Below are 14947 nucleotides of genomic sequence, written 5' to 3'. Positions count from 1 at the left end.
TTGCAGTCCGATTCGCGATAAAAGGCGTTTATTCCGGTGCCTTTCCCTTTCGCTAAGAGAGCCAGAGAACAGACCGGGAGAACATTTTAAAAAAAAACTTCCAGAAACATTTGGTGTTTTAAAATAAACCTTTTACCTTTGCACCCGCTTTTGAAACGAAGCGCAATCGAAAAGAAGAGTTCTTTGAAAAATTGATAAACAATACAAGTAGTACAAGTAAAATTTAGAACCGTCAATACTTATTATATAGGTATATGAAAAAATGACCGTCAATAAATTTTCGACATCCTGAACAGAGCTAATATTATCCCTTACGGGATATATAACAATACTTTTACAATGAAGAGTTTGATCCTGGCTCAGGATGAACGCTAGCTACAGGCTTAACACATGCAAGTCGAGGGGCATCAGGAAGAAAGCTTGCTTTCTTTGCTGGCGACCGGCGCACGGGTGAGTAACACGTATCCAACCTGCCCTTTACTCGGGGATAGCCTTTCGAAAGAAAGATTAATACCCGATGGGATAATTATTCCGCATGGTTTGATTATTAAAGGATTCCGGTAAAGGATGGGGATGCGTTCCATTAGGTTGTTGGTGAGGTAACGGCTCACCAAGCCTTCGATGGATAGGGGTTCTGAGAGGAAGGTCCCCCACATTGGAACTGAGACACGGTCCAAACTCCTACGGGAGGCAGCAGTGAGGAATATTGGTCAATGGGCGCGAGCCTGAACCAGCCAAGTAGCGTGAAGGATGACTGCCCTATGGGTTGTAAACTTCTTTTATATTAGAATAAAGTGCAGTATGTATACTGTTTTGTATGTATAATATGAATAAGGATCGGCTAACTCCGTGCCAGCAGCCGCGGTAATACGGAGGATCCGAGCGTTATCCGGATTTATTGGGTTTAAAGGGAGCGTAGGTGGACTGGTAAGTCAGTTGTGAAAGTTTGCGGCTCAACCGTAAAATTGCAGTTGATACTGTCAGTCTTGAGTACAGTAGAGGTGGGCGGAATTCGTGGTGTAGCGGTGAAATGCTTAGATATCACGAAGAACTCCGATTGCGAAGGCAGCTCACTGGACTGCAACTGACACTGATGCTCGAAAGTGTGGGTATCAAACAGGATTAGATACCCTGGTAGTCCACACAGTAAACGATGAATACTCGCTGTTTGCGATATACAGTAAGCGGCCAAGCGAAAGCATTAAGTATTCCACCTGGGGAGTACGCCGGCAACGGTGAAACTCAAAGGAATTGACGGGGGCCCGCACAAGCGGAGGAACATGTGGTTTAATTCGATGATACGCGAGGAACCTTACCCGGGCTTAAATTGCAGTGGAATGATGTGGAAACATGTCAGTGAGCAATCACCGCTGTGAAGGTGCTGCATGGTTGTCGTCAGCTCGTGCCGTGAGGTGTCGGCTTAAGTGCCATAACGAGCGCAACCCTTATCTTCAGTTACTAACAGGTCATGCTGAGGACTCTGGAGAGACTGCCGTCGTAAGATGTGAGGAAGGTGGGGATGACGTCAAATCAGCACGGCCCTTACGTCCGGGGCTACACACGTGTTACAATGGGGGGTACAGAAGGCAGCTACCTGGTGACAGGATGCTAATCCCAAAAGCCTCTCTCAGTTCGGATCGAAGTCTGCAACCCGACTTCGTGAAGCTGGATTCGCTAGTAATCGCGCATCAGCCACGGCGCGGTGAATACGTTCCCGGGCCTTGTACACACCGCCCGTCAAGCCATGGGAGCCGGGGGTACCTGAAGTACGTAACCGCAAGGAGCGTCCTAGGGTAAAACTGGTGACTGGGGCTAAGTCGTAACAAGGTAGCCGTACCGGAAGGTGCGGCTGGAACACCTCCTTTCTGGAGCGATGTTGAAAACGACGTTCATCGGTTCTAAAATTGTACTACTGGTACTTGTTTATTTATAGAATATAGATCGACCGTCTATAGCAATATAGATAGAGATAAACAAGAGAAAACAGAAGCCGAGTCTAAAGACAGGACACGGTTGAACTAGTCCTATAGCTCAGTTGGTTAGAGCGCTACACTGATAATGTAGAGGTCGGCAGTTCAACTCTGCCTGGGACTACCAAGACGAGATTGATATCTTGTATGATTGGGGGATTAGCTCAGCTGGCTAGAGCATCTGCCTTGCACGCAGAGGGTCAACGGTTCGAATCCGTTATTCTCCACCATTGATACTCTGGCAACACAAGTTGCCGAATGTTATCATACGATCTTTGACATGATGTACAAAAAAAAGTAAATTTAGTAAGAGCTAAAAGTATATATCGAACCATTTGGTTCAGATCCTTTTTAAGAAAAGGAGATGACCCTGGCGATAAAAGAAAGTAAATAAGGGCGCATGGCGGATGCCTTGGCTCTCGGAGGCGATGAAGGACGTGATAAGCTGCGATAAGCTTCGGGTAGGTGCAAATAACCTTTGATCCGAAGATTTCCGAATGGGACAACCCGGCATTCTGAAGGAATGTCATCCAACCAAGTTGGAGGCTAACGCAGGGAACTGAAACATCTTAGTACCTGCAGGAAAAGAAAATAAATAATGATTCCCCTAGTAGTGGCGAGCGAACGGGGAATAGCCCAAACCACCCATGTTACGGCATGTGTGGGGTTGTAGGACCACGCTCTCGCAAGAAAGTTATTGAGAAGAAGCGACTGGAAAGTCGCGCCATAGACGGTGATAGCCCGGTATTCTAAGGTAACTGAAGCGTAGTGGTATCCTGAGTAGCGCGGAGCACGAGGAATTCTGCGTGAACCAGCCGGGACCATCCGGTAAGGCTAAATACTCCCGAGAGACCGATAGCGAACCAGTACTGTGAAGGAAAGGTGAAAAGCACTTCGAATAGAAGAGTGAAATAGTCCCTGAAACCATGCGCCTACAAGCGGTCGGAGCAGCTTATGCTGTGACGGCGTGCCTTTTGCATAATGAACCTACGAGTTACTTTTTCCGGCAAGGTTAAGCATCTTGAGATGTGGATCCGAAGCGAAAGCGAGTCTGAACAGGGCGGATAGTCGGAAGGAGTAGACGCGAAACCAAGTGATCTACCCTTGGGCAGGTTGAAGGTTAGGTAACACTAACTGGAGGACCGAACCGATAAGCGTTGAAAAGCTTCCGGATGACCTGAGGGTGGGGGTGAAAGGCTAATCAAACTTGGAGATAGCTCGTACTCCCCGAAATGCATTTAGGTGCAGCCTTGAGAATTACTAATGTGAGGTAGAGCGACTGATAAGATGCGAGGGCTTCACCGCCTATCAAGTCTTGATAAACTCCGAATGCGCATTAGTTCGATCTCAGGAGTGAGGGCATGGGTGCTAAGGTCCATGTCCTAAAGGAGAAGAATCCAGACCATCAGCTAAGGTCCCCAAATAAACACTAAGTTGAACTAACGAAGTCAGATTGCTAAGACAGCTAGGATGTTGGCTTGGAAGCAGCCATTCATTTAAAGAGTGCGTAACAGCTCACTAGTCGAGGAGTTTGGCGTGGATAATAATCGGGCATTAAGTGTTTTACCGAAGCTATGGGATACGTAAGTATCGGTAGGGGAGCATTCCACTCTGCGTTGAAGGCGAAGCGTGAGCTTTACTGGAGCGTGTGGAAAAGCAAATGTAGGTATAAGTAACGATAAAGGGGGTGAGAAACCCCCTCGCCGCAAGACTAAGGTTTCCTGATCAACGCTAATCGGATCAGGGTTAGTCGGGTCCTAAGGCTCAGCCGAACGGTGATGCCGATGGCAGAACAGGTTAATATTCCTGTACTAGCATTAAGAGTGACGTGGAGACGGAGGAGTGACAACGCCGCGGACTGACGGAATAGTCCGTTAAAGGGTGTAGATGTTGATTGTCCCAGGCAAATCCGGGATAAGAGTCGAACCTGATAGTATACCAATTTCCTCGGAAAACGGTAATAGTGCGTGTAAACATACTCCCAAGAAAATCCGCTAAACTTAATCTTAATGGTACCCGTACCGCAAACGGACACACGTAGTCGGGTTGAATATACTCAGGCGCTTGAGTGAATCACGGTTAAGGAACTAGGCAAATTGACCCTGTAACTTCGGGATAAAGGGTCCCTACCCGGTGACGGGAGGGCGCAGAGAATAGGTCCAGGCAACTGTTTAACAAAAACACAGGGCTGTGCAAAATTGAAAGATCACGTATACAGCCTGACACCTGCCCGGTGCTGGAAGGTTAAGAGGAGATGTCATCGCAAGAGAAGCATTGAATTGAAGCCCCAGTAAACGGCGGCCGTAACTATAACGGTCCTAAGGTAGCGAAATTCCTTGTCGGGTAAGTTCCGACCTGCACGAATGGTGTAATGATCTGGACACTGTCTCAACCGTGAGCTCAGTGAAATTGTAGTATCGGTGAAGATGCCGATTACCCGCGATGGGACGAAAAGACCCCGTGAACCTTTACTATAGCTTAACATTGAATTTGGGTAATTGATGTGTAGGATAGGCCGGAGACTTTGAAGCAGGTACGCCAGTATTTGTGGAGTCGCTGTTGAAATACGGCCCTTTGATTATTTGAGTTCTAACTCGCAGTTGCGAGGACACTGTTTGGTGGGTAGTTTGACTGGGGTGGTCGCCTCCAAAAGTGTAACGGAGGCTTCTAAAGGTGCCCTCACGCCGATTGGTAACCGGCGGCAGAGTGTAATGGCATAAGGGCGCTTGACTGGGAGACTCACAAGTCGATCAGGTAGGAAACTAGAGCATAGTGATCCGGTGTTTCCGTATGGAAGGGACATCGCTCAAAGGATAAAAGGTACTCCGGGGATAACAGGCTGATCCCTCCCAAGAGCTCATATCGACGGAGGGGTTTGGCACCTCGATGTCGGCTCGTCACATCCTGGGGCTGGAGAAGGTCCCAAGGGTTGGGCTGTTCGCCCATTAAAGTGGCACGCGAGCTGGGTTCAGAACGTCGTGAGACAGTTCGGTCTCTATCTATCGTGGGCGCATGAAATTTGCGTGGCTCTGACACTAGTACGAGAGGACCGTGTTGGACTGACCTCTGGTTTACCGGTTGTGCCGCCAGGTGCATTGCCGGGTATCTAAGTCGGGATTGGATAAGTGCTGAAAGCATCTAAGTACGAAGCCAGCCACAAGATTAGATTTCTTTTAGGGTCGTTGTAGACTACAACGTTGATAGGACGCAGGTGTACAGGTGGTAACATCACAGCCGAGCGTTACTAATTGCCCGATGACTTTCTTTTATTGTCTTTTATGGTTTATATATCCGTTTAGCTTTACTATCGGTTTGATAGACAGCTAAGTTTACTTTTGTACATTATGTCTACCTTATTCAGGTGACTATAGCATCAGGGTTCCACCTCTTCCCATTCCGAACAGAGAAGTTAAGCCTGATCACGCCGATGGTACTGCGTAACAGTGGGAGAGTAGGTAGTCGCCGTTTTTTTCAGAGAGTTCATCCCCTCGGGTCAGAAGACACGAGGGGATGACTTGTTTTTGGGTATAAGCAATATCTCCTGACAATCTTTTTATCGGCTTCATCCCATATACTCCTGACTCAATCTTCATTTTTCCGGTCTCAGAATCTTTACTTCCTTATTACATCGTCTGATTATCTATTTTTGTCGGGAAATTAAAAAAATAAGATATGAAGATAGGTGCATTATTAGTTACTCTCTTACTGCTATTTTCTTGCACAGATAAAGACAGTAAGCAAAGTCAGGACTTTATTGTCAGGACAACACAAGCTATTCCGGGCTTTGGACAGAACACAACGGAGTTTCCGTTCATTGCGCAACCTTTCCGTACATCGGAATTGTCGTTTCGCGTAGGAGGCCCCATCGATCGTTTTGAAGTATATGCCGGTAACTCTTACAAACAGGGGAGTATTATTGCTGAAATAGATCCGCGTGACTTTCATATTCGTAAAGAACGGGCCGAAGCGATCTATTGCCAGGCTAAAGCTGAGTTTGAACGAATAGAGAAGTTGTACGAGAAGAATAATGTTTCGGCCAGTACATACGAAAAGGCCAAGGCTGATTATACTACTGCTAAAGCAGCTTTTGATACCGCCTCTTACGAATTGGAGGATACTCGCTTGATAGCTCCATTTAATGGATATGTGGGAGAAGTGTATATAGAGAAGTTTCAGGATGTGAAGGCTACTCAGCCGGTCATTTCATTTATTGATATAGACCGGCTGAGAATGGAGATTTATGTTACTCAAGATATTGCATTTGTTTCACATCCCGGAGATACTGTTCAGATACGTTTTGATGCCCGGCCGGATAAGATTTATAAGGCAGGGATTATGGAAATATCGAAGGGGACAACCCGCAACAACCTTTCTTATTTACTAACGGCCATTTTACCAAATGAAAAAGGGGAATTACTGGCTGGAATGTCGGGTAAGGCAATATTTGATGTTTCCCGGGTAACAAATCCGGTTGGTGTTTCCATTCCGCAGACAGCTCTATGCCATCGTCCGTCGGAAGGTGATTATGTGTGGGTTGTAAACACTGACACTCATCAGGTGAACCGTAGACAGGTGAAAAAGGGAAATCTGCTTCCTAACGGTTATATTATCATAATTGAGGGATTACAGGATAACGAGACTGTGGCTACAAGCGGACTACGCTTTTTATCAGACGGCATGAAAGTAACAATCTCTTCTAAGGCGAATTCATTATGAAAATGGTAAAGTACTTTCTACAGAAAAGAGCTGTTACAATCTTATTGTTGGTGCTGATATTGGCAGGAGGCCTGTTTTCTTATTTTAAAATGGGAAAATTGGAGGATGCCCCTTTTACTATTAAGCAAGCATTGGTTCTGACTTCTTATCCCGGAGCTTCACCGTCAGAAGTACAGTCGCAGGTGACCGACATTCTGGAAGAAGCCATACAATCTTTGGGTGAGCTTTATTATCTGAAAACAGAAAATCGTGCCGGACTATCGAAGATTACAGTTTATGTGAAGAAAGAAATCCGTGCTGACGAGATGCAGCAGCTATGGGATAAGTTGCGCCGGAAAGTGAATGATGTGCAGGATAAATTGCCGGCCGGTGCGGGAACTTCTATCGTGAACGATGACTTTGGTGATGTGCTCGGCGTGTTTTATGGACTGACGGGGGATAGCCATACGTATAGAGAACTGGAAGACCAGGCTAAACTGATAAAGAATGAATTGCTAAAAGTCAAGGATGTGGCGAAGATTGAGATCTATGGTGTGCAAACACCGACGATTGATATTCTAATCAGTCCTGCTGTGATGGCACAAAGTGGAGTTACGACTTCCGACATTGCACGAGCTTTTGAGGCTCAGAATAAAGTTGTGGATGCCGGTGGTATGGATGCCGGTACCAATCGTATCCGTATTGAGTCTACCGGTAACTTTTATTCGCTGAATGATATCCGGAATCTTACTATTGTTTCACGTAACGGTGAGCATTTTCGTTTGGCTGATATTGCGAAGATCGAGGAGAGTTATCAGACTCCTCCTGCAAACCAAATGCGTATAAATGGTAGTCCGGCAATTGGAATTGCCATTTCTACTGTACCGACAGGAAATGTCGTGGATATGGCAGAGGCTGTTAAAGCACGTATTGGTGAGTTGTCTCAAACCATGCCCGATGGTTATGAGTTGACTCCCATCTACGATCAAGGCTATGAATCGGCGGTAGCAAATCAAGGGTTTATCTTGAATCTGATTATTTCGGTTATCACTGTTGTTGCTATTCTGTTGTTCTTTATCGGATTCAGGAATGGGGTTCTGATAGGTAGCGGATTGGTTTTCTCTATCTTTGCCACCCTTATTGTTATGATGGCATGTGATATTGCTCTTCAGCGAATGTCGCTTGCCGCGATTATCATTGCTATGGGAATGCTGGTTGATAATGCCATCGTCGTATCCGATTCTGCACTGATTAACATGGAACGGGGAATGCGCAAGCGGGTTGCTATCATGCGTGCATGTTCGTCAACCGCTATGCCTTTATTGGCAGCGACAGTTATTGCTATCCTTACTTTCCTGCCGATTTACTATTCACCCCATATTACCGGAGAGCTATTATCATCATTGGTCGTGGTGATCGGCGTTTCGTTGATGTTCAGTTGGGTATTTGCCCTGACACAGACTCCTTTTTTCATTCAGGAGTTTGTACGACGTCCGCGTCCCGAAGAGTTGAAAGCATCCCTGTTTGACGGGAAGTATTATAATCTTTTCCGTAAAGCATTGCGTTGGGTACTTCGGCATCGCACGGTGGCGGTTGCTTCGTTGATTGTTTTGTTGTTCTTTTCGGCCTGGAGTTTCAAGTATATTCCCAAGGTTTTTGTACCCGCTCTGGATAAGCAATACTTCACTGTCGATATGTGGTTGCCTGAAGGGACAGCGATTGAGGAGACTGACCGTATGGCGGGAGATATAGCCGATTATATTCGTAGGCATGAAGAAACGGAGATGGTTTCATCTTATATAGGTCGTACTCCGCCCCGTTATTATTTATCGAATATATCTTTTGGTCCACAATCCAACTATGCCCAATTGTTAGTGAAGTGTAAGAGCTCCAAAGAATCAAGGACGCTGAATGCTCTGTTGCAGGATTCTATCCGGCTGAAATACCCGGAACCTCTGATCAAGGTGAATAAGTTTGAATTAAGTCCACTAACGGAGGCTATGATAGAAGCTCGCTTTCTGGGGCCTGATCCTGCCGTTTTGGACTCGTTGACAGGCGTAGCGATAGAAATTATGCGTCGTAATCCTAAAGTGGCAGATACACGCAATGAATGGGGAAATATGACGATGGTGATACGGCCGGTTTACGATCCGGTGAAGGCCGGTGTCCTTGGCATAACCAAAGCACAGATGATGGAGTCTGTAAAATCGATTAGCGACGGAACCAGAGTGGGAGTTTATCGCGACGGTGAAAAGAAAGTTCCTGTGTTATTGAAGTCAGAGGGAGTTGACATTACAGATGTCCGTTCTTTGGGTAATTTCTCGGTGTGGAACGGAGAACATTCGGCGCCTCTGTCGCAGGTGACGGAACGTATCGAGTCAGTATGGGAATGGCCGCAGATCCGTACTTACAACCGGCAGCTGTCTATGGCTGCTATGTGTGGAGTGAAACCTGGTCATACAATGGCCGAAGTGCATGGAGAGATTCGTGAAGAGATAGAAGCGATGGAGCTGCCCGAGGGTTATACTTTCTTTTGGGACTCGCAGTACAAAGATCAGGGGGAAGCGATGCAGGCAATCGGTAAATTCTTTCCGTTGGCTTTTCTTGTGTTGGTAGTTATTCTGGTCGCTTTGTTCGGTAACTTCCGTGATCCGGTTATTATCCTGTGTGTACTCCCGTTATCCATCATTGGAGTAGCCATAGGTATGCTTCTGACTGGATTTGATTTCGGTTTCTTTCCGATTGCCGGATGGCTGGGATTATTGGGTATGGTTATCAAGAATGTGATTGTATTGCTTGATGAAATAGATGTGCAGCGCCGGGAGGGGGTTGTTCCTTATACGGCTGTGATTGAATCTACGGTTTCGAGAACTCGTCCGGTGTTAATGGCCGCCACGACAACAATTCTGGGTATGGTTCCCCTGTTGTTTGATATAGCATTTGGAGGAATGGCAGCTACTATCATTTTCGGGCTGACATTTGCCACATTGCTGACCCTTTTTGTGACTCCGGCACTTTATGCTATGTTTTATAAGATAAAAGAGAAATGACGATGAAGAAAATAAACAGATGGCTTATCCTTTTGTTGTGTGTTCCGACAGCTTCTTTTGCTCAGCAAAATAATCTGCTGCAGAAGTACAGGTCGATGGCTGTAGATTATAACCACGACCTGAAAGCTGCGGATAAGAATATCGCTGCAAGTATCGAATTGGAGAAAGCGGCACAGAAGGACCTAAGACCCAAATTGTCAGGGGATGCGAATTTTCAGTATACCGGTAATCCCCTTCAGTTGGATCTTGACTTACCCTCGATGCAAAATCCGATGACTTTTGAAGGGAGAAATATGAAGTACGGGGCTTCACTCTCTTTATTGCAACCTGTTTATACGGGTGGACGATTGTTGGAGAATATCCGGTTAGCTAAACATCAGCAAAGTCTGGCCACATATCAAGCCGATTATTTCCGTTCGGCTGTGTGTTATCAGACAGATATGCAATACTGGAATACTGTTGCGCGTTCGGAAATAGTCCGCATAACTACCGAATACCGTAATTCGGTCGCTACTCTCTCTCAGACCATTCGGGAACGGGTGGAAGCTGGATTGGTCGATCCTCAGGATTTGCTCATGGCGGAAGTGAAACTGAATGAAGCGGAGTATCAACTGTTGCAGGCTAAGAGAAATCTTGAAACAGGGCGTATGGCACTAAACTCTCTGATTGGTGTAGAACTTCATGCCCCGACTGAAATAGAAGATACGATTTCTGCAGTTGTATTAGATGGGGAGTTATGGGAGACTGGTGGAACCGACCGTCCGGAGTTGAAAATGGCTTATGCTCGGATTAAAATGGCAGAAAGCTCAAAGAAATTGACAGATGCTAAATATAAGCCTCAATTTTATGTAGGTGTGGATGGAAGTTATTCTTCACCCGGTTATGATTTCCATTCTGATCTCGATCCTAATTATGCGGTTTACGCCAAGCTGTCCGTTCCATTATTCGAATGGGGGAAAAGACGTGATGAAAAGCGGGCTGCGTCTTTGAAAATAGGTATGGCAACCGACAACTTGAACCAGGTAACCGATCAGGTAAAACTGGAAGTTGAAACAGCCCGCGTTTCACTTTCCCAAGCCTTAGAGCAGGTACGGCTTACCGAAAGCTCACTGGGCAAGGCTCTTGAAAACGAACGTATGGCATTGGAACGGTACACTGAAGGGAAGGCCTCTGTCATAGAAGTGATTGAGGCACAAACGTATCGGCAGGCCTCCCAAATCAACCATGTACAAGCGAAAGTCTCGGCACAAGGATCTTATTCCGAATTGATCAGAGCTTTGAATAAATATTAAATAGTTTATGATAATTACCCGAAATATAATAGCTTTGTTCGCATGAAATGGAATACCCTGTTATATGGTCTGCTATTCTCGGGATTAGGTATCTTTTCCTACCTCCTGCTTGTCAACTATACGGAGCTTACTCCTAAAGTAGCGGATGTTCTCTATTCAAAGGGAGCATTCGTCTTCTTTATTGCAGCTCTCAATGTGCTGGGATATTCTACACTTCGGATCAGTTCGTGGATAAACAATCAGTATGCACTCAATATCCGCCATCGTTGGAAAATAACAGCTACTTATCTCGTCGTAACCCTGTTGTTCCTTCTGCTGAACTATGGTCTGCTGATTACTGCCAAATTATTGGCAGGCCTGCCCAATCTGTTCACTTTCTCGAATGGCGGTTGGCGTATCCTGATTGTAGTCTGGTTGGTAGAACTTGTGATTGTAGGCTTACTATTGGCAAATCGTTCCATCCAGAACAACCTGAAACTGCAACAAGAAGCTGCAAAATTGCAAACGGAGAACGATACTGCCCGTTATGCGGCTTTGCAAAGTCAGTTGAATCCTCATTTCCTGTTCAACAGTCTCAATACATTGATTGCTGAGATAGAATACAATCCGGGCAATGCGGTACGTTTCACCAAGCATTTGTCCAGTGTATACCGTTATGTATTACAATGCCAGGATAAAACATTGGTTACGTTGGCAGAAGAATTGGAGTTTTTACAATCTTACTTGTTCCTGCACGAAGTTCGTTTAGGGGACTGTATTAGCTATAACTGTTGTATTCCTTCCGGATATACCGGTTGCATGCTGCCCCCGCTGACTTTGCAGTTGTTGGCAGAGAATGTTATTAATCACAATTCCATCACATTGAGTAAACCCATGAAAATAGAGATCTGCTTAGAGGAAGAGTATCTTGTGGTGAGTAATCCCATACAACCGAAGAAGAGCCATGAATCCCCGGGCGTAGGGTTGAAAAATTTATCCAACCGTTGCCTGTTAATGCTTGGCAAAGAGATAATCATTCAAAGGGAAGAGAAAGTATTTACCGTAAAAGTTCCTTTACTGTATGAATAAGTTAAATGTAGTTATTATAGAAGATGAAATTCCGGCAGCACGTCTGCTGCATTCAATGGTGTCCGGACTTCGTCCACAATGGACTCTGACTATGATTCCGGGCAATGTAGACGAGGCTGTAGCTTGGTTTCATGAGCATCCCCATCCTGATCTTATCTTCCTCGACATACATCTGGCAGACGGGAATGCCTTTGATTTTCTTTCTGCGGTACATCCTTCCTCTGTCATTATCTTTACTACAGCGTATGACCAGTATGCCATCCGTGCATTTACGGTCAACAGTATCGACTACATACTTAAGCCGATAGACGAGAAGCGCTTGTCGGAAGCTATTGTGAAATATGAAAGCTTACTGAATAATGCAGTTCCCCGGCCGGAAGATTATCTGGGTGTCCTGCTTGAAACACTTCAACACAAAGAGAAACGTTACCGTACCCGTTTCCTTATTTCCGGGGTAGACCGTTTCTGGTCTTTACAAGTTGCGGATATTGCCTACTTTTATTCCGAGAATAAAGTGACGTTTGCTGTTACCCGGAAAGGTCAGGAACATATCATCGATCTGTCTTTGAATAAACTGATGGAACAGTTGGATCCGGAACGTTTTTTCCGTGCCAACCGTCAGGTCCTTGTCAGTATCGATGCAATCGACCATGCCGAGCCTTTTTTTAACGGAAAAATAGTAGTAACCGTCCGTCCGCCTTATAAATCGAAAATTACGATCAGCGAAGAGAAGCTTTCTGCTTTCAAACTATGGCTGAATCATTGAGAAAATAATTGTTAAGGTATGTATAAAACGAAATCGACCATAGATTATATAATCTATAGTCGATTTCAGTGGGCCAACTAGGGCTTGAACCTAGGACCTCCAGATTATGAGTCTGTTGCTCTAACCAACTGAGCTATAAGCCCGATGTATCCTTTGTATCGGATGCGGGGACAAAATTAATGCTTTTGGGTGAATTATGCAAATATTTTAGCCAAAAACTGACTCTTTTACGTATGTCTCAAAACTTGTATGTCCGTTTGGGATTCTTAGGGAACCAACCTTTTTTCACTCGTTCTTCTTGTTCAAAGACTTCTTTGATAGTCCAGAAAGAAGAAAAAGCAAATACACCCAGAAGAGACGAAACAAGTATGTTGTCGGTGCTCAACGAGGCAGCTACTCCTGCGATACCCAATATCAGGAAGATCCACCAGCATTTCGTTCCCCAATAATATTCCGCTTTTACCACAACAGGGTGAAATAAGCCTATAATCAGAAACGTGCAGATCCCAATAAGTAACCCTGACAGGTGATATTCATTCAACCACTCCATCGGTTATTTATCTGCGTGGATAGGGATTTCTTTCTTGATGCTTTGCTCCAGCGAGATCAGGGTTTCGGTGGCAGTCACTCCCGGTATCTCCTGCATTTTGTTGTTTAGCAAGTCCATCAGGTGTTCGTTGTCGCGTGCATATACTTTGGTCAGCATGGTATATGGGCCGGTCGTGAAGTGACATTCTACGATTTCCGGAATATTTTGTAACTCGGCTACTACAGCTTTATACATAGAGCCTTTTTCCAGTTTGATACCAACATAAGTACAGGTACGATAGCCCAGAGATTTCGGGTTTACATGATAACCTGAGCCTACAATGACTCCCAGGTCAATCAGTCTCTGCACGCGTTGATGGATAGCCGCACGTGAAACGCCGCATTCTGCTGCCACATCTTTAAAAGGGATACGGGCGTTCTGAGAAATAATCTCCAGAATCTGCCTGTCAAGGTTGTCTATTTTTTCCATAATAATAAATGTAAATTCCAATTGTTATCAAATAGTAAGCAAATATAGAGATTTATTTTAATTTCTCTATATAAAAGTCAGAAAAAACAGAAAAATCGTATACTTTCTATTGTAATTATCCGGATGCAAAAAAAGAGATGCCGGATACAATTATCCGGCATCTCTCCTGTTTGTTTTTCAGCAAAGCCTGACTGCTTCTTATTTTTCTATACCCAGCAATTCGATTTCGAATACCAATGCTGAGAACGGTTTAATCTGTCCCATGTCTCTTGAGCCGTAAGCCAGTTCTTGCGGGATGTAAAGTTCCCATTTAGAACCTACAGGCATCATTTTCAGAGCTTCTGTCCAACCTTTGATAACTCCGCCTACGTTAGTCACGAACGGTTCGTTACGTGTGTAAGTGCTTTCGAACTCTGTTCCGTCAATCAGTTTGCCTCTGTAGTTTACTTTCACTTTACATGTATCGTTAGGAATTTCACCCTTACCTTCAGTGATCACTTTGTACTGTAATCCGCTTGCAGTGGTTTTTACTCCTTCTTTTGTTTTGTTTTCAGCAAGGAATTTCTCACCTGCAGCTTTGTTATCGGCATATTTTTTCTCGGCAGCTTTTCCTTTGATGCTTTCCATCATCTTTTGAATCAGCACCTGAGCCTCTTCCGGAGTGATTTTCATATCTTTGTTAAGTACACCTGCGAACACACCTGCAAGGATATCGCTCTTGTTGACAGTCATAGTCGAGTCGTCAGCGAACAGCTGATGATTCATACCTTTGATAGCCTGAGGACCAGCCATCTGTGATCCGATCTGCAGACCGAGCAGATAAGCCTGGTCTTTTTTGCTTGTTTTATTGGCAGCATCGTTTACGCCTTTCAGGAAGTCTGCAATGTATGCTGTATCCATCTCCATGCGCTGTGACAGATAGTCTTTCAGACCGTTAGTCTGGCTGATGCCGATAGCGTATGACAGTGAATCTACATCGGTTTTGAGAGTGGCTTTAGGAGCCTGAGCCGTACATGAAGCTAAGCCTGTTGCTATGGCTACAGCAGCTAAAATACTTACTTTTTTCATTTTGCTTTACGATTTTATTT

At 45.1% G+C, this 14947-nt stretch carries 8 protein-coding genes, 3 tRNA genes and 3 rRNA genes; 10 read left to right on the top strand and 4 right to left on the bottom strand.

Annotated elements, in window-relative coordinates:
- The first annotated feature begins 336 nt into the window (after window positions 1-336).
- The 10 genes from G7Y45_RS03125 (at window position 337) to G7Y45_RS03080 (ending at window position 12841) form a co-directional block, all read left to right on the top strand.
- A 16S ribosomal RNA gene (locus G7Y45_RS03125) occupies window positions 337-1865 on the top strand.
- Between the two features lie 155 nt (window positions 1866-2020).
- A tRNA-Ile gene (locus G7Y45_RS03120) sits at window positions 2021-2097 on the top strand.
- Between the two features lie 26 nt (window positions 2098-2123).
- A tRNA-Ala gene (locus tag G7Y45_RS03115) sits at window positions 2124-2200 on the top strand.
- A gap of 150 nt (window positions 2201-2350) precedes the next feature.
- Window positions 2351-5238: ribosomal RNA gene (locus G7Y45_RS03110) — 23S ribosomal RNA — on the top strand.
- An 89-nt stretch (window positions 5239-5327) separates the two neighbouring features.
- Window positions 5328-5438 (top strand): 5S ribosomal RNA (gene rrf / locus G7Y45_RS03105).
- The 16S, 23S and 5S rRNA genes sit together here with 2 tRNA genes alongside, the layout of an rRNA operon.
- Before the next feature lie 204 nt (window positions 5439-5642).
- A complete protein-coding gene (locus G7Y45_RS03100) occupies window positions 5643-6686 on the top strand; it encodes an efflux RND transporter periplasmic adaptor subunit (RefSeq protein ID WP_005781647.1) in 1044 nt (347 codons plus the stop codon).
- A complete protein-coding gene (locus tag G7Y45_RS03095; protein ID WP_165016569.1) occupies window positions 6683-9715 on the top strand; it encodes an efflux RND transporter permease subunit in 3033 nt (1010 codons plus the stop codon). Before G7Y45_RS03100 ends, G7Y45_RS03095 begins: the two co-directional genes overlap by 4 nt.
- 2 nt (window positions 9716-9717) lie before the next feature.
- Window positions 9718-11007 (top strand): TolC family protein, encoded by a 1290-nt coding sequence (locus G7Y45_RS03090; protein ID WP_165016567.1) that lies wholly within the window; start codon window positions 9718-9720, stop codon window positions 11005-11007.
- 42 nt (window positions 11008-11049) lie between these two features.
- Window positions 11050-12075: a sensor histidine kinase gene (locus G7Y45_RS03085; protein WP_005781652.1), complete on the top strand. Its 1026-nt coding sequence runs from the start codon at window positions 11050-11052 to the stop codon at window positions 12073-12075.
- Window positions 12068-12841, top strand: a complete 774-nt coding sequence (locus G7Y45_RS03080; protein ID WP_005822438.1) for a LytTR family DNA-binding domain-containing protein — start codon at window positions 12068-12070, stop codon at window positions 12839-12841. Before G7Y45_RS03085 ends, G7Y45_RS03080 begins: the two co-directional genes overlap by 8 nt.
- Before the next feature lie 69 nt (window positions 12842-12910).
- Here the strand turns inward: G7Y45_RS03080 and G7Y45_RS03075 are convergent.
- From G7Y45_RS03075 to G7Y45_RS03060, 4 genes are all read right to left on the bottom strand, one after another.
- A tRNA-Ile gene (locus G7Y45_RS03075) sits at window positions 12911-12984 on the bottom strand.
- Between the two features lie 95 nt (window positions 12985-13079).
- Entirely contained in the window at window positions 13080-13391 is a 312-nt protein-coding gene (locus tag G7Y45_RS03070; protein ID WP_005791909.1) for a DUF4491 family protein, read from the bottom strand.
- A 3-nt stretch (window positions 13392-13394) separates the two neighbouring features.
- On the bottom strand, window positions 13395-13859 hold the full coding sequence (locus tag G7Y45_RS03065; RefSeq protein ID WP_032529828.1) for an Lrp/AsnC family transcriptional regulator: 465 nt from the start codon (window positions 13857-13859) through the stop codon (window positions 13395-13397).
- A gap of 198 nt (window positions 13860-14057) precedes the next feature.
- A complete protein-coding gene (locus G7Y45_RS03060; protein WP_005781660.1) occupies window positions 14058-14927 on the bottom strand; it encodes an FKBP-type peptidyl-prolyl cis-trans isomerase in 870 nt (289 codons plus the stop codon).
- Window positions 14928-14947 lie beyond the last annotated feature (20 nt).

The sequence above is a fragment of the Bacteroides sp. ZJ-18 genome (assembly GCF_011038705.2).
GTDB classification, from domain to species: Bacteria; Bacteroidota; Bacteroidia; order Bacteroidales; family Bacteroidaceae; genus Bacteroides; species Bacteroides hominis.
The sequence above is the reverse complement of the archived record's forward strand: the minus strand, read 5'-3'. Positions and strand labels throughout refer to the sequence as shown.